General features: G+C 43.7%; 24 protein-coding genes and 1 riboswitch. Of the genes, 5 read left to right on the top strand and 19 right to left on the bottom strand.

Annotated elements, in window-relative coordinates; genetic code table 11:
- Nucleotides 1-69: 69 nt before the first annotated feature.
- The 7 genes from guaB to ACX17N_RS07340 form a co-directional block, all read right to left on the bottom strand.
- Nucleotides 70-1,536, bottom strand: a complete 1,467-nt coding sequence (gene guaB, locus ACX17N_RS07310) for an IMP dehydrogenase (protein WP_241625463.1) — start codon at nt 1,534-1,536, stop codon at nt 70-72.
- 189 nt (nt 1,537-1,725) lie between these two features.
- Nucleotides 1,726-2,523 carry an oxygen-binding di-iron domain-containing protein gene (locus ACX17N_RS07315; protein WP_458891867.1) on the bottom strand — a complete coding sequence of 266 codons (798 nt, stop codon included), beginning with the start codon at nt 2,521-2,523 and terminating at the stop codon, nt 1,726-1,728.
- Between the two features lie 181 nt (nt 2,524-2,704).
- Entirely contained in the window at nt 2,705-3,280 is a 576-nt protein-coding gene (locus ACX17N_RS07320) for a TMEM165/GDT1 family protein (RefSeq protein ID WP_458891868.1), read from the bottom strand.
- A gap of 84 nt (nt 3,281-3,364) precedes the next feature.
- Nucleotides 3,365-3,507: riboswitch (yybP-ykoY riboswitch) on the bottom strand.
- Nucleotides 3,508-3,581: 74 nt separating this feature from the next.
- The gene (locus ACX17N_RS07325) at nt 3,582-3,875 is read right to left on the bottom strand and encodes a hypothetical protein (RefSeq protein WP_458891869.1); all 294 of its coding nucleotides are present in this window, start codon (nt 3,873-3,875) and stop codon (nt 3,582-3,584) included.
- A 165-nt stretch (nt 3,876-4,040) separates the two neighbouring features.
- Entirely contained in the window at nt 4,041-6,011 is a 1,971-nt protein-coding gene (locus tag ACX17N_RS07330) for a 2-oxo acid dehydrogenase subunit E2 (protein WP_458891870.1), read from the bottom strand.
- 2 nt (nt 6,012-6,013) lie between these two features.
- A complete protein-coding gene (gene aceE, locus ACX17N_RS07335; protein WP_458891871.1) occupies nt 6,014-8,728 on the bottom strand; it encodes a pyruvate dehydrogenase (acetyl-transferring), homodimeric type in 2,715 nt (904 codons plus the stop codon).
- 328 nt (nt 8,729-9,056) lie between these two features.
- A complete protein-coding gene (locus ACX17N_RS07340) occupies nt 9,057-9,746 on the bottom strand; it encodes a M23 family metallopeptidase (protein ID WP_458891872.1) in 690 nt (229 codons plus the stop codon).
- A 108-nt stretch (nt 9,747-9,854) separates the two neighbouring features.
- On the opposite strand from ACX17N_RS07340, the gene ACX17N_RS07345 reads away from it, so the two are divergent.
- Nucleotides 9,855-10,295 (top strand): DUF721 domain-containing protein, encoded by a 441-nt coding sequence (locus tag ACX17N_RS07345; protein WP_458891873.1) that lies wholly within the window; start codon nt 9,855-9,857, stop codon nt 10,293-10,295.
- 98 nt (nt 10,296-10,393) lie between these two features.
- Here ACX17N_RS07345 and lpxC read toward each other — a convergent pair whose 3' ends face one another.
- The 8 genes from lpxC to gshB form a co-directional block, all read right to left on the bottom strand.
- Nucleotides 10,394-11,296, bottom strand: a complete 903-nt coding sequence (lpxC, locus tag ACX17N_RS07350) for a UDP-3-O-acyl-N-acetylglucosamine deacetylase (RefSeq protein WP_458891874.1) — start codon at nt 11,294-11,296, stop codon at nt 10,394-10,396.
- Between the two features lie 125 nt (nt 11,297-11,421).
- Complete coding sequence (gene ftsZ / locus ACX17N_RS07355; protein ID WP_458891875.1) at nt 11,422-12,606, bottom strand: cell division protein FtsZ; 1,185 nt, start codon at nt 12,604-12,606, stop codon at nt 11,422-11,424.
- A gap of 162 nt (nt 12,607-12,768) precedes the next feature.
- A complete protein-coding gene (gene ftsA / locus ACX17N_RS07360; protein ID WP_458891876.1) occupies nt 12,769-14,031 on the bottom strand; it encodes a cell division protein FtsA in 1,263 nt (420 codons plus the stop codon).
- Between the two features lie 64 nt (nt 14,032-14,095).
- Nucleotides 14,096-14,950, bottom strand: coding sequence for a cell division protein FtsQ/DivIB (locus ACX17N_RS07365; protein WP_458891877.1), 855 nt, complete (start codon nt 14,948-14,950; stop codon nt 14,096-14,098).
- 3 nt (nt 14,951-14,953) lie between these two features.
- Nucleotides 14,954-15,883 carry a D-alanine--D-alanine ligase gene (locus tag ACX17N_RS07370; protein ID WP_458891878.1) on the bottom strand — a complete coding sequence of 310 codons (930 nt, stop codon included), beginning with the start codon at nt 15,881-15,883 and terminating at the stop codon, nt 14,954-14,956.
- A 56-nt stretch (nt 15,884-15,939) separates the two neighbouring features.
- Nucleotides 15,940-17,388: a UDP-N-acetylmuramate--L-alanine ligase gene (gene murC, locus ACX17N_RS07375; RefSeq protein WP_458891879.1), complete on the bottom strand. Its 1,449-nt coding sequence runs from the start codon at nt 17,386-17,388 to the stop codon at nt 15,940-15,942.
- 12 nt (nt 17,389-17,400) lie between these two features.
- Complete coding sequence (murG, locus tag ACX17N_RS07380) at nt 17,401-18,498, bottom strand: undecaprenyldiphospho-muramoylpentapeptide beta-N-acetylglucosaminyltransferase (RefSeq protein WP_458891880.1); 1,098 nt, start codon at nt 18,496-18,498, stop codon at nt 17,401-17,403.
- A 302-nt stretch (nt 18,499-18,800) separates the two neighbouring features.
- Complete coding sequence (gshB, locus tag ACX17N_RS07385) at nt 18,801-19,748, bottom strand: glutathione synthase (protein WP_458891881.1); 948 nt, start codon at nt 19,746-19,748, stop codon at nt 18,801-18,803.
- Nucleotides 19,749-19,870: 122 nt separating this feature from the next.
- Between gshB and ACX17N_RS07390 the strand changes: the two genes are divergently transcribed.
- Nucleotides 19,871-20,068: a DUF3565 domain-containing protein gene (locus ACX17N_RS07390; protein WP_458891882.1), complete on the top strand. Its 198-nt coding sequence runs from the start codon at nt 19,871-19,873 to the stop codon at nt 20,066-20,068.
- Between the two features lie 129 nt (nt 20,069-20,197).
- Here the strand turns inward: ACX17N_RS07390 and ACX17N_RS07395 are convergent, their stop codons facing one another.
- Together ACX17N_RS07395 and pyrE are read right to left on the bottom strand one after the other, a co-directional pair.
- The gene (locus tag ACX17N_RS07395) at nt 20,198-20,542 is read right to left on the bottom strand and encodes a carboxymuconolactone decarboxylase family protein (protein WP_458891883.1); all 345 of its coding nucleotides are present in this window, start codon (nt 20,540-20,542) and stop codon (nt 20,198-20,200) included.
- 382 nt (nt 20,543-20,924) lie between these two features.
- The gene (gene pyrE / locus ACX17N_RS07400) at nt 20,925-21,575 is read right to left on the bottom strand and encodes an orotate phosphoribosyltransferase (protein ID WP_458891884.1); all 651 of its coding nucleotides are present in this window, start codon (nt 21,573-21,575) and stop codon (nt 20,925-20,927) included.
- A 40-nt stretch (nt 21,576-21,615) separates the two neighbouring features.
- Here pyrE and ACX17N_RS07405 point away from each other — a divergent pair, with 40 nt between their 5' ends.
- Entirely contained in the window at nt 21,616-22,434 is an 819-nt protein-coding gene (locus ACX17N_RS07405; protein ID WP_458891885.1) for an exodeoxyribonuclease III, read from the top strand.
- Nucleotides 22,435-22,908: 474 nt separating this feature from the next.
- Nucleotides 22,909-23,259, top strand: a complete 351-nt coding sequence (locus ACX17N_RS07410; protein ID WP_458891886.1) for a Spx/MgsR family RNA polymerase-binding regulatory protein — start codon at nt 22,909-22,911, stop codon at nt 23,257-23,259.
- A 65-nt stretch (nt 23,260-23,324) separates the two neighbouring features.
- Here the strand turns inward: ACX17N_RS07410 and ACX17N_RS07415 are convergent, their stop codons facing one another.
- Nucleotides 23,325-23,762 (bottom strand): DUF2147 domain-containing protein, encoded by a 438-nt coding sequence (locus tag ACX17N_RS07415; protein ID WP_458891887.1) that lies wholly within the window; start codon nt 23,760-23,762, stop codon nt 23,325-23,327.
- Between the two features lie 157 nt (nt 23,763-23,919).
- On the opposite strand from ACX17N_RS07415, the gene ACX17N_RS07420 reads away from it, so the two are divergent.
- A complete protein-coding gene (locus tag ACX17N_RS07420) occupies nt 23,920-24,831 on the top strand; it encodes an alpha/beta hydrolase (protein WP_458891888.1) in 912 nt (303 codons plus the stop codon).
- A gap of 54 nt (nt 24,832-24,885) precedes the next feature.
- On the opposite strand, the gene ACX17N_RS07425 is transcribed toward ACX17N_RS07420, so the two are convergent.
- Nucleotides 24,886-25,452, bottom strand: a complete 567-nt coding sequence (locus ACX17N_RS07425; RefSeq protein WP_458891889.1) for an FMN-dependent NADH-azoreductase — start codon at nt 25,450-25,452, stop codon at nt 24,886-24,888.
- Between the last annotated feature and the right edge of the window lie 105 nt (nt 25,453-25,557).

The raw sequence follows: 25,557 nt of genomic DNA on the forward strand, positions 1-25,557 counted from the left end.
ATACTTTACACCAAAATAAAAAAGACCGTCATAGTGTTGACGGTCTCTTTGAATCTAATTTACTAAAAATCAACCAACGCGATAGTTTGGCGCTTCTTTGGTAATGGTGACATCATGCACGTGTGATTCAGACATACCTGCTGAGGTAATCTTCACAAACTTAGCATTTTGACGTAGGTCCTCAATCGTAGAAGAACCGGTATAACCCATCGAAGAACGCAAGCCGCCCATCATTTGATGTACGATGTTACCCATTGGTCCTTTGTATGGTACACGACCTTCAATGCCTTCTGGAACCAGCTTCTCAGCACCCGCTTTCGAGTCTTGGAAGTAACGGTCCGCAGAACCTGTCGCACCCGCCATAGCACCCAATGACCCCATGCCACGGTATGCTTTGTAGTAACGACCTTGGAAGAATTCAACCTCACCTGGGGCTTCTTCAGTCCCTGCAAGGAGTGAACCGACCATAATCGTGCTCGCACCAGCACCAATCGCTTTTGCCATGTCGCCAGAGAAGCGAATACCACCGTCAGCAATTAAAGGAATTTGGTCTTTTAATGCATTGGCAACGCTATCAATCGCAGAGATTTGCGGCATACCAATACCCGCTACAATACGCGTAGTACAGATTGAACCAGGACCAATACCCACTTTCACTGCATCCGCACCTGCATCTAATAATGCTAATGCAGCATCACCAGTTGCAATGTTACCACCGATCACTTGAACTTGAGGGTAGTTCTGTTTCACCCAGCGTACACGCTCAATCACGCCTGCAGAGTGACCGTGTGCAGTATCCACCACAATCACGTCAACACCCGCATCCACTAAAGCTTCTACGCGGCTCGGTGTTTCTACACCTGTACCGACTGCCGCACCCACGCGCAAACGACCAAGGTCATCTTTGCAGCTGTTTGGATAGAGTTCCGCTTTACGGAAATCAGTAACCGTAATTAAACCTTTCAGTTCATTGTTTTCGCCAACCACCAATACTTTTTCAATACGGTGTTTTTGCAATAATGCCTGAATCTGTTCTTTAGATTCACCTTCACGCACAGTCACTAAACGGTCTTGACCCGTCATAATGCTGCTTACAGGCTGTTCTAGATTGGTTTCAAAACGTGTATCACGTCCTGTCACAATACCAACCACTTTCCCATCTTTCACTACAGGCACACCACTAATGTTGTTGGCTTGCGTAATCGCAATCAACTCACGTACTGTGGTTTCTGGTGTTACTGTAATTGGGTCTTTGACCATACCTGCTTCAAATTTTTTCACACGGCGTACTTCTGCAGCTTGCGCAGCAATATCCATGTTTTTATGCAAAATACCAATACCACCGTTTTGTGACATCGCAATTGCCATACGTGATTCAGTCACGGTATCCATTGCTGCTGAAACGAGAGGGATATTTAAGTTAATGCCACGAGTCAGGCGTGTCTTTAGAGAGACATCTTTTGGGAGGACAGTAGAATAGGCAGGGAGTAATAAGACATCATCGAAGGTTAACGCTTCTTGAACGATGGTCAACATAACAGTCTCACTGGTAATTTCCGTGCGCTATTATAAACAAATTTAGCTTTAAATTTCATTTTTTATTAAAAAAATATCATTTAAAAATGCAAGTACCCTGGGAAATGCCTTGCGACCCCAGTTTCAAGGGTCGAGACTGACTCGAATCAACCAGTCAATCTCTGCTGATCGGCTTAATGCAAACTGGCTTTAGGTTGGGCAGGTAAAAATACTTTCATCCATTAAGTCAATGCCACATTCTAAAGTTTCAATCCAATCCAAGAATTGGTTAATCATCTCTTTGCCGATAAACGGCGTACCATGTTGTGGCACAATCATTTCAACATCCATGCTGCGCACCATGTTTACCCAAAGGCGAATCACTTTGTTGGAACACATATAACGTTGATGGAAACCTTTCATTTTTGGGATATGCGCAGCAAAATTTTCCAAGGGCTTATTGGCATCATCCACCATAGATGCGCCCATATCACCTGAAAACAAAATTTTTGCGATTGGGTCGTAAAATTGAAAATTCCCAACTGAATGTAGAAAATGAGCAGGGACAACAATAATACTGGATTCACCCAAAGGAATGATCCCTCCGTGGTCCGGCAATTCGATCAAACGTTCTAACCAACCACCTTTCATTCGGTCACTCATAAAAGCCGAGTTTAAATGCGGCAAGAAGCGCGCCCATAATTTAGATGCGACCACTTTGGCATCGGTATAGACCAACCAACGTGGCATAGAAGTAATAATGTCAGGATCTTGATGCGATGCCATCACATAATCGAGATTGGTTAAACGGGTGTATTTATTTAGCTCCATGGTTAAAGGAACATAGGTTAAATCGCCCCCTGGATCTAAAACTGCAGCGCGCTCATGATCTACTATCAGAAACTGGTTTGCCTGTACGCCTTCACCTTTGACTAAACTGGTAAAACTGATGCACTTATGTGTGCCATTATCAAACAACACTTGCGATGTGGTGCGATCAAAAGCCATAGCAAAACCCCAATATTTGTATTGTATAAGTTCAATTTTTAATTCCTTATAACATAAAGGGAAATAGCGTAACTTACAATAAATATACAGATTTAGTTTTGAGTTTTTTATGCTTATTTATCTGATTTACATAATAAAAAACCCAACTAATTCGCTGGGTTTTCCATAATCATACTTCGGCTTAGAAGAAATAATGCTGTACCAAGGTGGAGACCCCGATAATCAGGAAGATGGCTGCGCCAATTTTATGGATTAACGCAATTGGCAGTTTGTCTGCGAGCTTATTCCCGACAAAGACTGCTGGTGCATTCGCCAACATCATACCCACAGTAGTACCCGCCATGACCCAAAAAATACTGTCATAACGTGCAGCCAAGGCGACGGTTGCGATCTGGGTTTTATCACCAATTTCAGCTAAAAAGAACAACACAAATGTTGCACCAAAGACGCCAAATTTTTGCCATTTGTTAATGCTATCGGTTTCATCATCCAGCTCATCTGGAATCAGCATCCACGCAGCCATGCCAATAAAGCCAAGTGATAACACCCAGATTAACACTTCAGGACTTAAAACCGTGGTAATCCATTGACCCAATACCGCAGACAAACCGTGGTTAATCAAAGTTGCGGCCAAAATGGCAATCAAAATAGGAACAGGTTTACGGAAACGTGCAGCCAGTAATAAGGCAAGAAGCTGGGTTTTATCACCCATTTCAGCGAGAGCGACAATTGCTGTCGAAATGAGGAACTCATGCATAAGGTCTTTTCTCTGGCTAGCAAAATTTGCCTATGACTTACCCCTCCTGCTAGCCAAAATCAAATAGATTGATGCAGAGTGGTAAATCAAAGGTCTTGCCAACAAAAAAAGCTGCTTGATGAGCTTATTTGGTTCTTTGCTATGATGACCATGTTCTGTGGAACAATTATGTTGATCATCACCTTTTTACATGACGTAAAAAGCGGCTACTCCCCAATGAATCATCGCTATTATATAAAATTCACTCAATTTTTCAAATCTTTCATGCAGTTTTTAATAGCCCACGATGAAATTTAGGGCTTTAAAAGTGAAAGCCGACGCGTTGTACCAACCAGAGCGCTGCACGCAACAGCCCCAAGAGCAAGGCCAAACCGAGGTTAAACCCGAGCCAACCAAAACTCCCCCAACCACTGGCACCCCCGATGTTTTGTGCTTGAAACTCCATAGAGAACACAATGGTCGCAGTGAAGATTTCCAACCCCATGACCAAATAGGTGACCCAGCCCCATGGAAAATGCAACACACTCAACCAAAAGCCCATTAAGACCAAAACCAACAAGACGATTGGTAGCATGAATTTAAAAAATGGCCACATCTGCATGCTTCTCCCTGCATTGAATTTGTTGCTGTTCTATCTCGCTTCATTTTAACCAAATCCTTGAATCGCACGAGACTTCTCAACAGAGTCTTACAATTTACTGTTTATGATTCATAAAAAAACCCCGCCAAGGCGAGGTTTTATGCGCTGATTTAAACTGAATTAGAGCAATAAGCTGCGAATGTCTGCCAATAACTTGGTTAATTTATTGGTGAAACGTGCTGCATCCGCGCCATTAATCACACGGTGGTCATAAGATAACGACAATGGCAACATCAATTTAGGATCAAAACCTTGACCATTCCAGACAGGCTGCATCGTCGCAGGTGAAATACCTAAAATTGCCACTTGTGGCCAGTTCACCAACGGTGTGAAGGCTGTACCACCAATCGCACCTAAGCTTGAAATGGTGAAGTTGGCCCCTTGCAAGTCTTTCGGTGAAAGTTTCTTGTCACGGGCTTTCTGACCTATTACACCCAATTCAACTGCGATTTGTTTAATAGTTTTCTGGTCTGGATTACGTAATACAGGAACCGTTAAACCATCTGGTGTTGCTACAGCAATACCCATATGGATTTCGTTACGCAACAGCACTGATTTACCATCATCTGCTAAGTGACCTGCAAACTCACGTTCTTCTTTCAACAAGTGCGCAACCGCTTTGATGATGAACGCCATAATCGTCAGGCTAATGCCTTCTTTCTTAAAGTTGCCTTTAAGATCATTACGCCATGCTTCCAGCTCAGTAATATCCGCCAAATCAAACTGTGTCACTTGTGGAATAAAGTTATTTAATGACAATTGCGGAATCGACACTTGCTGCAAACGTGTCAGCACTTTTTCTTCCACACCACCAAAAGCGCTAAAGTCAGGAAGTTTTGGCAAGCCTGAAACTGCTGGCGCAGCCGGAGCAACTGGGGCTGCTTGTGGTGCAGTTAAACGTGCTTTCACATAGGCAAACACATCTTCTTTCATTAAGCGACCATGTGGACCCGAGCTTTGTACTTGGCCAAGGATCACACCGAGTTCACGCGCTAATTTACGTACCGCAGGACCGGCATAAACTTTGGCATTTTCTGCACTTTGCTCTTTGGTCAGCTTATCTACACCTGTTGCTTGAACAGGTACCGTTTCAACTTTAGCAGCGGCAGCAACAGGCGCTGCGGCTTGGGGTTGAGCTTTTGCAGGAGCTACAGGTGCTTGTGCCGCAGGCGCTGCCGACTCAGCTTCAATAGTCACCAAAGGCATGCCTTGTGCAACACTTTGCCCAGCAGCAACATGAATCGCTTTAATCACACCCGTTGTGGTGCTTGGCACTTCAACTGTGGCTTTGTCCGATTCAACCACAATAATGCTTTGATCGTTCTCAACACGATCACCCACACTCACCAAAATTTCAGCCACTGCGGCTTTGTCGACCCCTAAATCAGGCACGGTGATTTCAACTGCACCAGTCGCCACTGGCGCAGCTGCAGCCACAGGAGCCTGAGCAGGTTCAACGGCAACGGATGCAGACTGGGTTTCGCTAGCCGTTGTTGCAGGTGTTGGAGCCGTAGCAGCGCCCGCGACTTTCACTTTGAGCAGCACAACGCCTTCTTTGACGGTATCACCCGCTTGAATCTCAACACTTTCAACCGTACCGGCAACCGTGCTTGGCACTTCAACCGTGGCTTTGTCAGATTCAACCACCACGATACTTTGATCCACTTCAATGCTGTCACCAGCTTTGACCAGTAACTCACCGACGACTGCTTTTTCCACACCAATGTCTGGAACCTGTACATCAACAATCGTACTTGCACTTGAGCTAGCCGATGTAGCTGCTGTTGTAACTTCTGGAGCAGCAACCACTGGTGCTGGCTCAGCCGCTTTTTCTTCAGCTTTCGCTGCAACAGGCGTTGCAGCCGCTTCAGATTCGAGTTCAATCAGTACAGCGCCTTCAGCGACTTCATCGCCCACTGCAACACTGATACTTTTCACCACACCTGCCGAAGTGCTAGGCACTTCAACAGAGGCTTTGTCGGACTCAAGCAAGACCAGACTGTCATCAACGGCAATCTGATCGCCCACTTTCACTAAAATTTCTGCAACCGTGGCTTTATCTACGCCAATATCAGGTGTTTTGATTTGCATACTTAGTTCTCCTCACCTGATTGTTCTTTGTAGTCTGCTACGGCTTGAACTTCAGGATGTGCCTGAGGAGCCCATGCCACTGGACGGTCTGTATCGAGTTCAAATGAAGAAATGGCATCTTTCACTAAACGCGCATCAACTTCACCTTCATCCGCCAATTTTTTCAACGTTGCTACCACAATATGCGCAGCATCTACACCGAAGTAGCTACGTAAGTTAGCACGTGTATCTGAACGACCATAACCATCTGTACCTAAAGCCACGAATGGACGGTTGTCTGGTAGATAAGCACGGATTTGTTCGCTATAAGCACGCATATGGTCAGTTGCAGACACGACGATACCATCAGTAGGACGAAGTAACTCAGATACCCACGCTTCTTTCGCTTGTTCAGCTAAAGGGTGTAAGCGGTTGTATTCTTCACATGCCATACCATCACGCGCCAACTCGTTAAAGCTGGTCACACTCCAGACATTCGAATGGATTTGGTATTCATCACGCAAAATTTTCGCTGCTTTGATCACTTCACGCAGAATCACACCCGAACCTAACAATTGAACAGTGGCTTTGTCATCTTGTTGGAACAAGTACATACCACGTTTGATGCCTTCCTCAGCGCCAACTGGCATTTCAGGATGTTCGTAGTTTTCGTTCATCACGGTTAAATAATAGAAAATACGCTCTTGGTTCACATACATACGTTGTAAACCATCATGTACGATCACCGCCAATTCATAACCGAAACATGGGTCATAAGACACACAGTTTGGAATCGTGTTCGCAAGGATATGTGAGTGACCGTCTTGGTGTTGTAGGCCTTCACCGTTCAGTGTGGTACGACCAGCCGTTGCACCCAACAAGAAGCCTTGAGCCTGCGCATCACCTGCCGCCCATGCAATATCACCAATACGTTGGAAACCAAACATTGAGTAGTACATGTACATTGGAATCATTGGCAAGTTATTGGTTGAATAACTGGTTGCCAACGCCGCCCATGCACTCATCGCACCCGCTTCGTTAATGCCTTCTTGAAGCATGTGACCGTCACTTGCTTCACGGTAATGCATCAATTGTTCTTGGTCTTCAGGGGTATATTTCTGACCATGTGCAGCATAGATCCCCAATTGACGGAACATACCTTCTAAACCGAAAGTACGTGCTTCGTCAGGTACAATTGGCACCACGCGATCTTTAATCGCTTTTTCTTTCAAGAGTGAAGAAATTAAACGCACCATCACCATCGTAGTCGATTGTTCTTTACCTGCAGAACCTTTTAATACCGCATCAAAGACGGATAATTCAGGAATGGCTAATTGCTCACTTTCTTTACGACGTGCAGGTAAGTAACCACCCAATGCTTCACGACGCGCCTTCATGTATTTCAATTCAGGTGAATTTTCGCTTGGACGGTAGAATGGAACTTCTTCAAGTTGCGCATCGGTAAATGGCAAGTTAAAACGGTTACGCACATACTTTAATGAGTCAATCTGCATCTTCTTGATTTGGTGCGTTTTGTTGACCGCTTCAATTTCTTCAGATAAACCATAACCTTTGACAGTTTTCGCAAGAATTACCGTCGGTTGACCTTTGGCTTTCATTGCTTCCGCATAAGCTGCAAATACTTTGTACGGGTCATGACCACCACGGTTTAGATTATCAATGTCTTCATCGCTTAAATCTTTTACAAGTTCCGCAGCTTCTGGGTACTTGCCAAAGAATTTCTCACGCGTATAGGCACCACCTTTCACTTGATAGCGTTGGTACTCACCATCAACTGTTTCTTCCATGACCGCTTTTAAAGCGCCTGTGCTGTCTTTTGCAAGTAGTGGATCCCAATGACGACCCCATACCACCTTAATCACGCGCCAGCCCGCACCACGGAATAAAGATTCTAATTCTTGAATGATTTTACCGTTACCACGGACCGGACCATCTAGACGCTGTAAGTTACAGTTCACCACCCAAATGAGGTTGTCGAGCTTTTCACGACCGGCAAGTGAAATTGCACCAGTACTTTCTGGTTCATCCATCTCACCATCGCCAAGATAAGCCCAGACTTTACGATCTTCTTCTTTGATCAAGCCACGGTTCATCAAATATTTTTGAATGTGTGCTTGATAAATCGACATGATTGGACCGAGACCCATCGATACCGTTGGGAATTGCCAATAGTCCGGCATCAAATATGGATGCGGATAGCTTGGTAAACCATTGCCACCGACTTCACGGCGGAAGTTGTTCAATTGATCTTCAGTCAAACGACCTTCGAGGAATGAACGTGCATAAATACCTGGCGCACAGTGACCTTGGTAATAGATCATGTCACCACCGAAGTGGTCGTTGCCTGCACGGAAGAAGTGGTTAAAACCAACATCATATAATGTTGCAGAAGATGCAAAACTTGCCAAGTGACCACCTAAGTCATCACCAGTTTTATTCGCACGAAGTACCATTGCTAAGGCATTCCAACGAATCAATGCACGAATACGGCGTTCCATATCTTGGTCGCCTGGCATTGCAGGTTGTTCTTCAACAGAAACCGTATTTAAATAAGGAGTGTTTAAGCGCTGAATAGGAACATGTTTCGCGATTGCACGTTGATATAATTTTTCTAATAAAAATGCAGCACGCTCTGTTCCCATGTGTTTTAGAACCGAATCGAAAGCATCTTGCCATTCTTGGGTTTCTTGCGCATCTGTATCGCCATAAAACGCCATAATCCACCTATTCCTTAAGCTTAATCTATTCTATATATGTACCATACTTTGGTATTAGAAGTTATCGCTGCAGCTGAATACGGATATGCACCACTATTTATAAAATAAATAATTGATGACGATTTAACACTCAAATTAACAAAAAATCGCCAATAATGTAGATTTTTTATACAAATAAAATTCTTTTGCCTGATAGTATGAAAAAAAGATGAAGGAAACCTCCCTATTATGGTGCAAATAACACAAAAGCAAAAAGGCAGTGCATTGGATAGAGGTTAAACCCAATGCACTGCCTTTGAAATCACTTAACAATTAATCAGCGTTAAGATTATGGCAACATCGCTAAGTAGGTAGATGGATTTTTACGCTGACCATCTTTAACAACTTCGTAGTGTAAATGTGGACCTGTACAACGCCCTGTACAACCGACATTAGCAATATGTTCACCCGCGTCTACGCGGTCACCTACACGTGCAATAAGACGAGAGGCATGGGCATAACGGGTGATATAGCCATTCCCATGATTAATTTCAACATACTGGCCATAGCCTGTGCCCCAACCCGATTTGGTCACAACTCCTGGACCGGTTGCATAGATTGGAGTGCCACTTGGGGCAGACAAATCTAAACCAGAATGATGTTCCGCACGACCACCCATGGTACGACCACCATAATTTGAACTTACGCGCTTCATATCAGGTAAAGGGTGTGCAACCAACCAAGAATAAGGATTTGTTGAAGATGCTGAATACGTAGATGTATTGCCATATTTTTTAGCAATCGACGCATTATTTAGTTCGACGGTTTTTTCACGTAACTTCACAGATATCTGTGTCGTTGCTGGAATATCAATATCTTCCGGTTCAGCATAAGAACCCTGAGCCAAGGTTTGAGTCAGCTGTTCAATACGATCTGGTGAAGCGGTAGTATTTGAATTCAATTGAACTAAATCAGCGAAAGCAACCGAAGCGGTCGACGCGGCTAAAGAAAATGCCAATAAAATACGTCTCGTGTGCATAAATAACCTCTTTAAACTGTTCTTACAAAAGTTCCTTGCGTGATCTCTTCCTTGATATCTACTGAAAGGAACGCATAAGATTAAGACACAAATATGAAGGTAATATGTATGTCTGAACCAGAGAATCTCTTTCAACAAACAAGAAAACGCATAAAAACAGGAAACTTGTCGTTTCTCTCAACCCAAGTTGCTGCGTGGCAGAAACTTAGCAAACGTATTCAACCTTTATTGCCTCAACCAGAGCAATGGCAGGTTGCTTGTTATCAATATGGCGTTTTGACCATAACAGGTGAAAATCAAGCGATGGTGAGTCAACTTGGTTACTTACAAAAACACTATATTGTTCAATTATCACAACTTGAAGAGCTGAAAGATTTACAAAAACTACAGGTTCGTTTAAGAGTTTCTCCCAAAAACCACAGTTCGAGTGAACAACCTTCAAGATCTCTTAGTCCAGAAACCCAAGACTTATTGCAAGGGGCTGCCGACTTTGTGAGCGACCCTAAGCTTAGCCAAGCCATGCGACGTTTGGCAAGCAATAAAAAGTAACTGAGCAGACTTCAGATGCAAACCCTATTCGCAACAATGTGATTTATTTCTCATTTTTAATTTGTTATATTATAACGTAATCCCTATAAGACAATGACTTATGTCACACTTACATAGGGAATTGGACATTGTTCCATGTCATCAAATGTTACAATTTCGTAGCTACTCGGATCACTTTGGACATTGCGTAATAATTGATTATTTAAAGCATGTCCTGACTTATATCCATCAAATTTCGCAATAATTTGATGACCCAATAAGTATAAATCCCCTACAGCATCTAATATTTTGTGACGAACAAATTCATCGGAAAAGCGTAAGCCCTCTTCATTCACCACTCCAGTATCATCAACCCCAATCGCATTATCCAGACTGGCGCCCAAAGCCAGGTTATTGGCTTTCAGATAATCGAGGTCCTTCATAAAGCCAAAAGTCCGTGCTTCACTGACTTCATAGACAAAAGTTTCCGTCGAAAAATCAATGGTGGCAGACTGATATTCTTTTTTAAATGCGGGATGATCAAAATCAATGGTGAAATTCAGCTGAAAACCTGAATGTGGGGTAAAGATGGCACGTTTGTCATCAATCAGGGCTTCGACAGGTTTTAGAATTTTGATGAACTTTTTCGGTGCATTCTGCTCAACCAAACCGCCCTGCATTAACAAATAGATAAAGGGACCTGCACTGCCATCCATAATTGGCACTTCAGATGCAGACACTTCAATAATTAAGTTATCAATGCCCAAGCCCGCTATCGCACTCATCACATGTTCAATGGTACCAACTTTGGCATTTTCTTGAACCAAATTAGAGCACATGAAAGCTTCTTGGATCAGCGTAGCATCGGCAGGAATATCGACAGGTGGCTCTAAATCGATACGACGAAACACGATTCCCCCATCCACATGGTGCGGCACAAAGTTCATTAATACCTTTTGCCCACTATGAAGACCAATACCGCTCGCTTTCACGACACGTTGCAGGGTACGCTGTTTCAACATGCTTTTTCTATCATCTGCCCATAAATCCGCTATACGTTAGCATATTTAGCCATTGATAAAAAACAAAAAGGTAGCGTTTCCGCTACCTTTTTGTCATATCTTGAGAAAAAGATATTGATAAATAATCACTTACGTTGCTGATTTTTCAAATAATCTTGAATACTCATTGGCGTTGGGCGTGAAGCACCCGCAGATGAAGCTGCATTAATTGCAGGCGCATCGCTTTGCTGACGCTGAATTGCAGGTACATCATCTTCTTCAACCACTTGAGTCGTCGTGCTTGAACGTGAAACTTGTGTGTTTGGACGTTTGGTCGGCTCAATAGCATCCGCAGAATTGCGGGTTAAGCCAGTTGCAATCACAGTCACACTGATTTCATCACGCGCATCTGGATCAAATACCGTACCGTAGAAAACTTGACCTTCATCCAAGTCGACGATTTGATTGACTACATCAGTAATTTCTTCAATTTCACCGAAGGTTACGTCATCACCACCCGTGACATTAATCAGAATCCCTTTGGCATTCATAATAGTGACATTATCGAGTAATGGACTGCGAATCGCCTGTTCTGCCGCTTGACGCGCACGATGTTCACCACGACCAGAGCCTGCACCCATCATGGCATAGCCACGTGTACTCATGGCAGTTTTCAAGTCAGCAAAGTCAAGGTTAATATGACCAGGACGCACCACCAAATCAAAGATACTACGGACGGCATTCAGCAATACATCATCCGCTTTTTTGTAGGCATCTTTCATGGAGATGTCGCGGAACACTTTTAATAAGCGTTGGTTTGGAATAATAATCAGGGAATCTACATGCGCTTCTAAGGCTTCAATACCTTTTTCTGCAGATTGTTGACGGCGCTTACCTTCAAAGTTAAACGGCGTTGTGACCACACCAACCGTCAAAATGCCCATTTCTTTGGCAATTTCCGCAACTACGGGTGCAGCACCTGTACCCGTGCCACCACCCATACCAGCGGTCACGAACACCATATCGGTGCCTTCAAGATGTTGACGAATCAACTCGCGACTTTCTTCCGCAGCGGTTTGACCCACTTGTGGATTGGCACCAGCGCCTAAGCCACGAGTACTTTGTTCACCCAACTGGATTTTAAATTGCGCATTCATGCGATCTAAAGCTTGTTTGTCCGTGTTGGCACAAACAAATTTCACACCCTGAATGTCAGATTCCAACATGTGTTGGACCGCATTACCGCCTGCACCACCTACACCAAATACAGTGAAACGGGCTTGACCGTTGCTATCGTTTTGATCATCTTCTAAAAATTCAAATGAGGCCATGACCTTTAAATTTCCTAATTCGTAATTGGCAGTCACTTAAGCCCGTATACTGCCTTGATCTGCATAAATAAAAATTGGTTTTAGGATGCTGCCCTATCTCTAGCTTGTCAAGTCTTGACTGCTTAGCGTACAACTTCCAAACAATATTCCCAAAAAATACAACTAAAAAATAGATTTCAACTTATCATTTAATCCTGACCATGCCCGCCCAGTGCGTTTCCAGAAAGACAATTTTTCAGGATCAACGGTTTCCACTAACGTTTCTTGTGGATCACCCTGACTATACATCAGCAAGCCTGCGGCAGTCGCATATTGTGAACGACGCAAAGCGGCTAAATACGGTTCATCCGCATACACCTGTACTGGAGGATTACCTAAATGTGCAGAAATACCCAACATGCGACGTACTAAACTTACCATGCCTTCAATCTGGCAGGCATCGCCCGTTAGAACCACCCCATGATATAAGCCGTGAATGGCGCCACTGCGCTCCAAGACTTCACGCACTTGGGTTAGTATTTCTTCGTAGCGAGCAATCATAATTTCAGACAATTCAATTCGGCTAATGGTTTGTGGACCATCAATCCCCTGAATTTGAATCATGTGATCAGGCTTCACCACTTTTAAATCAACACAACCATAAAGTAGTTTAATTCTTTCTGCTTCTTCCGTCGTGGTTTGCAAGACTGCGGCAATATCCCGGGTCACATGCTCACCGCCACGCTGCAAAGTCTCTGCCATGGCGAGTCGGCCATCTAAATAGACGGCAAGATTGGTGGTTCCCGCTCCAATATCGAGTAAGCAGACTCCATATTCTTTTTCATCTTTCAGCAAACTGGCTTCAGCGGTAGCCAAACATGAGACCACCATTTTTTCTACAGTGATGTTGGCACCCTTCATGGCCCGATCCAAATTCTGCATGGTACTGATCGGCAACATCATCAATTGATAATGGCCTTTCATACTGTGTGCAGACATTCGGATTGGATTTTGCACCCACTCTGGTGAATCATCCAATTCAAAGCCCAAAGGCACGGCACTCACCAAGTAGTGATCCGAAGTAATATGGCTGGCTTTAGCCAACTCTAATGCTCTTACCACTTCATTGGTGGTAATACTGTGTTCTGCATTTTCAATGGGGGTACGACCCGAAGCATAAAAACTTTTTAATTCTGCACTTGGAATAGACACCCAAGCGGAATGCACACGACACTCTGCCATATCTTCCGCTTCTTGAACGGCATTTTTTATCGCCGTGATGACTTTATCCAAGCTCACGATTTTGCCTTTGTTCATTCCACGGTTTCGCGCAGTCGCCATCCCGATAACTTGAATCTTATCTGGGGCGTGCACCTTACCAATCAAAACTGAAACTTTATGTGTCCCAATGTCAATCGCAACAACTGAGGGAACAGCTTCACTCATTATTTACTACCATTACATGTTTGTTTAATTTATGGCTTTACGCCTCTATTTATAAAGCCAGTCATTATGGCTTTGCATTTATCCCATCCGCAATGCTTGTGTCATTAATCGTTACAACAAAATGACCATTTACAATCTTGGGTGGGGCTGCACTCTTCCACTGGATGGCTAAACCGTTCCTATATCGTAAATCGATGGCCGAAATTTGAGACCATACAGGCTTCAAATCGCTTTGTGCAAGATGACTCAAGCGTTGTAGCTTACTCATCATTTGATCTTGATCCACAATAACACGTAATCCAGAATCAAACTGCATAAACCAAGTCATACGCTCCGTTAAATATAGTTCTTTGAGGCGAAGGTTGACTGGAAGGAATAACTGATTAATTTCATTATAGCGACGCATCATGGTTTTAGATTGGCTGATCGGCCCATGAAGCAATGGCAATTGTTGATAGTTGCGTGGCGTGACTTCAGCAAAGACATCACCACTATCACTGAGTAAACGACCCGTTCCCCAACGTGCAATCGCATGGCGTGGCATCACTCGAACGCGAATGGCATTCGGCCAAGCACGCGACACCACCACACGATCAACCCAAGAAAGTTCTAAGGCACGATCACGGATTTGCTCTAAATCTGAAGTAAAATAATTATTTTGTACTGAAGGTGCGACATGTAGCATGACCTGACGCTGTTCGGCATCGGAACGCGTTCCAACCACATCCAGATCTGCTACACGCGCATCGGTCATGACTTTGTATAAACCAAAAATTCCAGCCGCCAAAACCACAAATGCAATAATCAAGAGCAGCCAACCACCCACGTTGGTCAGCTGTTCTTTACGCGTGGGTGGTTTGTCATGAATCGAGGTAATTGCCGCACGTTTGCGACGCATCGAAGCTGGAAGTTGAGCCATAACTTAGTGTGCTGCACCTGTAAGTGTTTGTTCTAAAATAGCGACACATAACGCATCAAAGCTATAACCTACTGCATTGGCAGCTTTAGGCACCAAAGAGTGGCTCGTCATCCCCGGTACAGTGTTCACTTCCAGCAACCAGAAATTGCCTTGTTCATCCTGCATGGCATCAATTCGTCCCCAACCACTTGCACCAACGGCTTGGAAAGCACGCAAACACAAGGCCTGCAAACGCTGCTCTTCAGCTTCACTTAGGCCACAAGGAATGCCATATTGCACATCATTACGCTGGTATTTGGCTTCATAGTCGTAAAAGGCCACATCCGCAGGCGGTTGTAAACGAATTACAGGCAAAGGCTGTCCATTTAAGAACGAAATGGTAAATTCACGTCCTGTAATCCATTTTTCGGCCATCACCACGGCATCATGCTGGGTGGCTTTACTAATTGCTGCAGCAAGGTCTTCGGCCTTTTCCACCTTACTCATGCCCACACTCGAACCTTCATGCACAGGCTTAATAATTAATGGCAAGCCTAAGCTTTCAACCACTTCATTCAAATCACTGTCTTTATCAATAATGCGGTACGGTGCAGTCGGCAGGTCTGAACCCTGCCAGATTTGCTTGGTTTTCACCTTGTCCATGCCAATCGCAGAACCTTGCACGCCAGTGCCAGTATAGGGAATATTGAGCCACTCCAAGACACCTTGGATCTGACCATCTTCCCCACCACGGCCATGCAAAACAATGAAGGCACGGTCATAGTTCACCAGTTCGGTGACACTACGGCTTTGAGGATCAAAAGCCTCTGCATTTACCCCAGAACGAATCAATGCTTCAAGTACAGCCTGACCACTATCGAGAGAAACCTCACGCTCAGCTGATTTACCACCAAGCAACACGGCAACTTTGCCGAACTTTGAAGCATTTGACACGTTTTTATCCTTAAACTGTTATAACTTTTTACTTACATGAAAATTTGGGACAAGTATTAGTCCACATACAATTGATGTTGAACCAACTCAATCGAGATAGCCCCCACATTACCTGCGCCCTGTGTTAATAACAAGTCATTCGCTTGTAACACTTTACGCATGACATTCGGCAAATTCCCCTCAACAGGATCGATTAAAATCGGTTCAACCTCACCGCGTAAACGAATGCTACGCGCTAAAGCACGACTATCTGCACCGACAATCGGTTTTTCTCCAGCAGGATACACTTCAAGCAACAGCAATTGATCCACTTGCGACAATACATCGACAAAGTCATCAAAACAGTCACGGGTACGGCTAAAGCGATGTGGCTGGAACATCATCACCAAACGACGGTCTGGATGGCTAGCACGAGCAGCTTTAATGGTCGCTTCAACTTCTTTCGGATGATGACCATAATCATCCACCAATTTCACATTACCTTCACCCAGTTCAAATTCACCCTGAACTTGGAAACGACGACCCACACCGCTAAAGCCTTCCAAGGCGCGTGCAATTGCCGCATCTGAAACACCCTCATCCGTCGCAATACCAATGGCAGCAAGCGCATTTAAAATATTATGCAAGCCTGGCAAGTTAATGGTGAGACGGAGAGGTTCACGGTCTTTGCGTAGTACGGTAAAGTGCGACTGCATGCCTTCTTGTACAATATCAACAGCACGAATGTCGTTGTCTTCGTTAAATCCGTAGGTAATTAGCGGACGACCAATACGCGGCATAATTTCACGGATATTGGCATCATCACCACAGACCACGGCTAAACCATAGAATGGAAGTTTTTGCAGGAATTGTACAAAGGTATCCTTCAGGACATCAAAACTACCGCCATAAGTATCCATATGATCGGCATCGATATTGGTCACAATGGTGGCCATAGGTTGCAAATGCAAGAATGATGCATCCGACTCATCCGCTTCCGCCACGATAAAACGGCTGGCACCCAATGCAGCATTAACACCCGTACGATTCAGCAAACCACCAATCACATAAGTTGGGTCAAGGTTTTCTTCTGCCAGCATACAGGTCACGAGACTGGTGGTGGTGGTTTTACCGTGGGTCCCCGCAACAGCGATACCATGACGGTAACGCATCAATTCACCGAGCATTTCTGCACGACGAACCACTGGAATACGGTGTTCAATCGCAGATTTAATTTCTGGGTTTTCTGGGTCAATCGCGGTGGATACCACCAATACATTGGCACCTTGAATATTTTGTTCGGCATGCCCGATATAAACCTTGATGCCATTTTCTTCAAGCTGAGCGGTGGTTTTAGAGGCTTTAATATCTGAGCCTGACACCTTGTAGCCTTGGTTTTTCAGAACTTCAGCAATGCCGCACATCCCAGCACCACCAATACCCACGAAATGGATATGCTTAATACGGCGCATTTCAGGGATTTTAATTAATTTCTTTGCTTGTTCAGCAGGTGTAGATGGAGACATAGCTTACTCTGATCACAATTCTTGAATTAACTCAACGACATGTTGGGTTGCATCGGGTTGAGCCTGTTGACGCGCTTTGACTGCCATTTCAGACAACAATTGACGATTCATTAACGGCACTAACAATTCTTTTAAACTTTCAGGCGTCATATTGGCTTGCGGACAAATTTTCGCTGCCCCAATGTTCGCTAAAAACTTGGCATTTGCGGTCTGATGATCATCCACAGCGCTTGGCAGCGGCACAAAAACCGCCGCCACACCCGCTGTGGCAATTTCCGTTACGGTTAAGGCACCGGCACGGCAAATAATCAAATCTGCTTCGGAATAGGCTTGAGCCATATCTTCAATAAACGGATGAACTTCAACTTCAAGCGTTGCCGGCAGATTGGCATAACGTGCCTGTGTTGCTTCAGCATGGTTTTGACCACATTGGTGATACACACGCATGGGAACATTCAATAATTTTAAGGCTTCAGGGACACATTCATTCAGTGCCTTCGCCCCCAAAGACCCCCCGACAATTAAAATGCGCAGCGGTTGATTGGCTTTTTCACGCTCTTGATAGCGCCACGATGGATTTAAAATTTCGGTAATTTCTTGACGTACAGGATTGCCTGTGGTCACAATTTTTTCTTGTGTGGCAAAAGTATTCGGAAAAGCCTGACAAACCGTGCTTGCCACACGTGACAATTGCGTATTGGTAAATCCAGCAATCGCATTTTGCTCATGAATTAATACCGGAATGCCTAACACCCGCGCAGCCAGACCACCGGGGCCTGCCACATAACCCCCAAAGCCGGCAACCGCCTCAATATTCAACTGCTTCATATAACGCATGGCGCTGAGTGTGGCTTTTAAAATTTTAAAAGGCGCCAGTAATTTACGCACCACCCCATTGCCGCGCACGCCTTGAATATCAATCTGGTAAATTGGAATATTTTGATTTTTTAATAAGCGATTTTCCATGCCTGTTGGCGTTGCCAACCAAGACACTTGCGCCCCTTGTTGTTGCAATTGTTTCGCAACGGCAAGTGCTGGAAAAACGTGTCCACCGGTACCTGCGGCCATCATCATCACGCGTTTGGGCTTTATTTGCTGAGCATCAGTCACGGTTTAATTCTTCAATTCAAAAATAGAGGCAAAAATTCATTTTAAGCTAACAATTGTAATCACAAACGGAGGGGTGCGAAAGATGATTTACTTTTTTTCCCTCAGCGTTTCATTGTTTTTTTCTTCAGTTTTGTAAGTTTAAACAAGTTTTATTATTAATCTAGTAAAAAACACACCAATCTTTGTTAAAAACCTGAAATGTGATTCCTTTACCCTCTTTTTACTGCGTGATAAAAATCCCAGCATAACATTGCTTTCCCTTGGTCCTTTGCACTGGATTAAGGGAAAGCATCACAACTTGATTAGATGTTTGAACGTCCCGCTTCTAAGACATCAAACAAATCATCGGCAATTTTAGTCCCAAACTTATTGTCAATTTCACGGATACAGGTTGGACTGGTCACATTGATTTCAGTGACATAATTGCCAATTACATCCAGCCCCACAAAAATCAAGCCTTTTTCACGCAGGAAAGGACCTACTTTGGCGGCAATTTTGCGATCATTTTCTGTCAGTGGACGGGCTTCACCTAAGCCACCCGCAGCCAAATTACCGCGCACTTCGCCATTTTGTGGAATACGGGCCAAGCAATACGGAACAGGTTCACCATTGACCATCAAAATACGTTTATCCCCTTCCACAATTTCTGGAATATAGCGCTGTGCCATAATGGGTAGCGTGCCATGATTGGTCAGCATTTCAATGGTAGAGCCAATGTTCACGCCATCTTGATACAGGCGGAAAATCCCCATGCCGCCCATACCATCAAGCGGTTTTACAATCACATCGCCCTGTTCTTTAATAAAGTCACGAATCAAGTGTTGCTGTGAAGTCACCAAAGTCGGGACTTGTAGCTCAGGGAACTGTGTGGCAAACAGCTTTTCGTTGCAGTCGCGCAAGCTTTGCGGTTTGTTAATAATCCATGCGCCTTCACGCTCAGCTTGCTCGAGAATATAGGTGGTATAAACAAAGTTCATATCAAACGGCGGGTCTTTACGCATCAACACCACATCATAAGCTGCGATGGATTCTTTCTTCTTTTCGCCCAATTCATAATAATGATTGTAATCTTCAAACACCTTTAAAGGCGCAATCAGACCAAAAGCCTTGCCTTGCTCAATATATAAGTCTTGTTGTAGTGCATAACCTAGTTCGTGTCCACGACGGCTTGCCGCCCAAAGCATGGCTATGGTTGAGTCTTTTTTCAAATTGACACTTTCGATGGGATCCATCACAACAAGTACGCGCATAATCAAAGCTCTTTTTTCAAAAGTATAATCTACAAGGAGTATAACGGAGATTATGGGGTTCTATTTCCGAATTTCGATGATCTCTTATGGATAAATTTGTATAACGTATTGAGGATTGTGCATTGAAACAGGCAATTATTGGCTTTCATCAAGATGAAGAACAACATTGGGTTGCCGATTTGGCTTGTGGGCATACGCAACACGTGCGTCATACGCCACCTTGGCAAAATCGCCCTTGGGTGATGACTGAGCAAGGGCGTCAGGAGAAGTTGGGCATGATGCTGGAGTGTAAACAGTGTGATACAGAGAGTTGCCTATAGGTCATTTTAGGCTCAGCCCTGCGTTGTAAGGCCCATGCATCGGGCCTTTCGGATCGACTGTAATTGGTAAATTTTAGCAATGATTAAACCATGCAACGGATTGCGAATTGGATAATGCATCCAACCTGATTAAGCGGACTCATTACTAAATTCATGAAAGGCATCCAAGGCATGGGAAGAGTACATCAAGGATGGCCCTCCGCCCATCATAACAGCAACGCCTAATACTTCTTCGACTTCCTTTAGACTCGCCCCGAGTTTAACTAAAGCCTTGGTATGAAAGGCAATACAAGCATCACAGCGTTTTTCAACTGCGATGGCCAAGGCAATAAACTCTTTGGTTTTTGTATCTAAGATTGCATTTTCTAAAGCTGCTTGACTTAACTGCCCAAAACCTTGCATCAATTTAGGCGTATCTTGCTGCAAAGTTTTTAAATTTTTAGCAATTGTTTGCGTGATAGCTTGATAACTCATGTGAATCTCGAATCAATTTAATATATTTAATTATATATTATATAAAAATATATTGTTTTAAATAAAGTCTATTTTCATCTTGTTATTATTGAAGTCGTTAAACTTTTAGCCCCCCAAAGCCGTCTTTGGGATGCCCTACACGTCTAAACCAATATTATTTCTTTTTAGCCTTTATATAAGAACCGTGAGGTTAAGAGCCCTCGATTTTTCTATACGTATCCTGTTCTCGATACCCATTACAAATCTGAGATCATCATTCTTCTGCTATTATCAAGCCATTGCACTCAACAGAAGCCTCAATACAATTTGCCACACTTTTTTACTGAGCTTATCAATAAAAAAAGGAAGCCTTAGCCTCCTTTTTATTCTAGAAAATATCGATTTAAATGCCGTATTTCACACGATACGCTTCCATTTTCGCCAAAGCATCTTTCTCACCTTTGGCATCTAAATAGTTCATTAAATCTTTCATGGTAATTAACGCGTGCACAGGAATTTCCAACTCTTTTTGTACTTCCTGAATCGCAGATAATTCGCCTTGACCTTTTTCCTGACGATCTAATGCCACCAATACACCCGCAATGGTTGCACCTGCATTTTTAAGAATAGTCACCACTTCGCGAATGGCGGTACCGGCAGTAATTACATCATCAATAATCCAGACTTTTTTGCCTGCAACTGATGCGCCGACCAAGACACCACCTTCACCGTGATCTTTGGCTTCTTTACGGTTAAAACCCCAAGGTACGCTCACCCCGTGATTTTGTGATAATGCCACAGCAGTTGCCGCAACAAATGGAATGCCCTTGTATGCAGGGCCAAACACCACTTCCACATTGTCGCACTGGGTTAATTTATCTGCATAACCCGAAGCCAATAAAGATAGGGCTTCACCATCATTCAATAAACCGGCATTAAAAAAATAAGGACTCACACGACCTGATTTTAAAGTAAACTCACCAAATTTAAGCACACCACGTGATAAAGCGAGTTCGATAAATGCTTGTGGGTTAAATTGAGCTGGCGTTGACATGAGGTGCTCCGAAATTCATACATTGAGGTTATGACTGCGCATGATACCAAAGAGTAGCTACCCAAGTGATCAAAAAATTCTACGAGTGGTTTCAATTAACGTAAATGGCTTACGTTCATCGGTAACCAAAGGCTTACTTGAATGGTTAGAAAAGTCAGATGCAGATGTGGTCTGCATGCAAGAAAGCCGCATTACCCATGCACAATGGACCGATAAATTTAAACCAGAAGGCTGGTACACACATCTGTTCCCTGCAGAACGTGCAGGCTATGCTGGAACAGCGATTTATAGCCGTTTACCGTTTGTGTCGGTAACCGATGGTCTAGGTTTTGAACTGGCCGATTCTCAAGGCCGCTTTATTAGTGCCGAGTTTGATTTAGGACTTGAGCAACCTGTTTACATCTGTTCCCTGTATTTGCCTTCAGGTTCTTCAGGAGATGAAGCGCAAGCCCGTAAAGATCATTTCTTGGAAAACTACCAGCAAATTCTCAAGCAATGGCGTGCAGAAAATAAATCCGTCATTGTCTGTGGTGACTACAACATTGTGCATAAGCGCATTGATATTAAGAACTGGTCGGGCAATCAAAAGTCTTCAGGCTGTTTACCGCATGAACGCGCTTGGCTCGATCATATTTACGATGAACTGGGTTATGTTGATACTTTCCGTGAAGTCCGCAAAGAAGCAGAGCTTTATTCATGGTGGTCGAATCGTGGACAAGCCCGTGCCAAGAATGTGGGTTGGCGTATTGACTATCAAGCCTGTTCACCAGACTGGAAGGCCCGTACCGTCAATGCTTGGGTGTATAAAGAGGAATGGTTTAGTGACCATGCCCCTGTGATTATTGATTATCAAATTTAAACAATAAAACACATTGAGTGAACAAATGTTCACTCAATACTATCTTTTAGCGCACAACAGATGACGTATTTTCTGTCTATTTATCCTCGACCAGAAACGGCATTATAGCGGCACGGCACAGGGACATGTCAGGATGACAGCAAAAGGATAGGACGCCGTAGGATGAAGTAAAACATCACTTTTTAAGTGTGTTTTCAAGGATGTGACAATGGACGTTGTAATGAGACCCGCATAATCAGGATGATTGAATGCGGGTTTTCTCTTTTTTATATTTGTTATTTTTATTTAAGCGCTGATATTCTCATTCTTGATTCTTTGTTTTCGTTATAGGCATATCTTGCCCTGTTTAGATTGCAATACGATGACAATTTGACTCTAAATTGTGCGATTTGAGCCATTTCAACAAAACTGCTAGAGCACACCGATTTTTTTGTTTACCCTATCCACAGCAATCACAATTGAGAACCTCTGATCATGCTAAAAATTTATGGCATCAAAAACTGCAGCTCAATGAAAAAAGCCTTCGATATGCTGAGCGACTTGGGATTGGCGTATGAGTTTCATGACTATAAAAAGCAAGGCATAGATGCCGAAACCCTGAAAGTTTGGTTAGACCAAGTTGGACAGGATCTCATTTTAAATAAGAAAGGCACCACTTGGCGTAAATTGAGTGAAGCAGAACAACAACAGGCTTTGGCTTCACAAGCACAACTCATTGAAACCCTGATGGCTCAGCCAAGTTTAATCAAACGTCCTGTATTACATACCACACAGGGCTATATTGTCGGTTTTGATGAAGCAGCTTATCGTGGACTTGCAGGATAAACCTAAATTAAAAAAATAAAAAAGCCTGACTCGATGTCAGGCTTTTTCTATATCTGCATAACGTATTAGTTAACGCGAACCCAAGTTTGGTTACGTCCTAATGCTGCTACACCCAAATAACCACGAAGCTCAAGTTTTTTACCGCCCGAAGTCAATTCACCTTTCAGGCTATAGGTTTTACCATTTTTTGGATCAAGAATTGTGCCTTCATCATATTTTGTGCCACCTGCATTTTTCAACCCACGCACAATGGTCAGTCCTTTCAAGGATTTATTATGATATGGGCCTTCACACTTACTGCAGGCATTTTCCTCACCTGGAGTCAAAATATTTTGAATGCTCGCGGTTAAATCACCATTTTTTTGTTGCGTAAATTTCACAACCGCACGCGGTTGTTTGGTTTTGTCATCAATGGTTTTCCAAACTGTACCATTGAGCGGATCAGCCGCATTGGCGAGTGCTGCAAATCCAAGCAATCCTAATGCAAATGCAATTTTTTTCATTTTTCTTGATTTCCCTAGTCTGTCTGTAGACGTCTTTCAGTATTGTAAAGCCACAACAATTTTGCAATTCTTGAATGTGACTGTTTAGTGTACCCTTGTAATTATTGTGGGTAAATATGCCTTTTATAGGCAAAATTGATAACAAAATGGAATAACCATGAAGATTTCAGCGCCGTGGAAACAATTCATTACTGAAAATATTTTAAAAAGTACCATCCGTACCCCTAGCCAATACAATCTTCCGCCGAAAACCTTAAGAATAGCCTTAGAACAGTTGTGCCGAGTTTTTCCCACTCAACCCGATGTACAGATTCGCTCCTTACGTTTAGGGCAGTTAAATGCCGAAGAGTTGAAACCGCAACAGCAATCGACACAATTGATTTTCCATATTCATGGTGGGGTATTCTTTTTAGGCTCACTCAACACGCATCGGGCTTTTTTAAGCCAAATTGCAGCCCGCACACAAATGCAGGTGTTGCACGTGGATTACCCTCTGTCGCCCGAACATCCTTTTCCTGAAGCCATTGAGGCGTTATTCGAGGTTTATGTCAATCTACTCAATCAGGGCATTCAGGCCAAAGACATTATTCTGTCAGGCGATTCCTGTGGGGCAAACTTGGCCTTGGCCCTCGCCATTAAAATTCGTCAGGCACAGCTCGACCAAGTTAGCGGCTTGATTCTTCTCTCTCCTTTTCTAGATTTAACCCTGACCAGTGAGTCGCTCCGCTTTAACCAAAAGCATGACGCCTTACTGTCGATTGAAGCCTTAGAGACAGGAATTGATTACTACTTGCCAAAAGGTATCGATCGTGGCGATCCGCGCGTTTCGCCTTTATTTGATGACTTGAGTGGTTTACCACCAACATTGGTTCAGGTCGGCTCGAAGGAAATTTTGATGGATGATGGGCAACGCTTTCAGCAACAAGCTGAAGCCGCAGGTGTAGAGGTTGAATTTAAAATTTATACGGGCATGTGGCATAACTTTCACATGTTCAGTGCTTGGTTTGAAGAAGCGCAACTGGCTTTGGCCGATTTAGCCGAATTTGCTCATCGTTTAGACCAAGATTAAGACCCATAAAAAAGGTCAGCACCTGCTGACCTTTTTGATTTTCAATGGTCGAAGTTAGATTAATTTGACCTGAACTAAAGCAGCTGCAATGGCTTGAGTTTTCATGTCTTCACCCATATTAACGCCTTCAGCACGCACGATCTCGACCTGTTGCACACCCGTGAAGTTAAACACCGTTTTCAAAAAGCCTTCTTGGAAATCGGCTGGACTATTATCCCCGTAAACACCGCCACGGCTGCTGGCAATATAGACCTGTTTATCACCCGCTAGGCCAACCGGACCTTGCTCTGTGTATTTAAAGGTTTTACCCGCAACACTAATACGGTCGATCCATGCTTTTAAGGTCGACGCCAAACCAAAGTTATACATGGCTGCACCGACAACCACCACATCGGCATCTAAGTACTGCTGAATGATCTGTTCACCTAATGCACTTTGTTCAGCATTCTGCCCCATCAAAATTTCCGCTGTTAAGTGCGGAATCGGCTGTGCTGCCAAATCCAGATATTGCACCTCAACATCGGCATGTTTTGTTTGTAACTGCTCAACGATGGCTTGACTCAACTGGCGTGAAACAGAGGCAGTACCTAAAATGCTGGAATCGATATGTAAAACTTTCATGTTGTAACCTGAATACTTGATCTTGTGGAATAGGCTCAGTTTAGGTCATCAATGAAAATAGAATAATTATCTATGCTAATACACTATGTTTCATTTTTAGAACAA

The organism is Acinetobacter sp. GXMZU3951, from assembly GCF_054457875.1.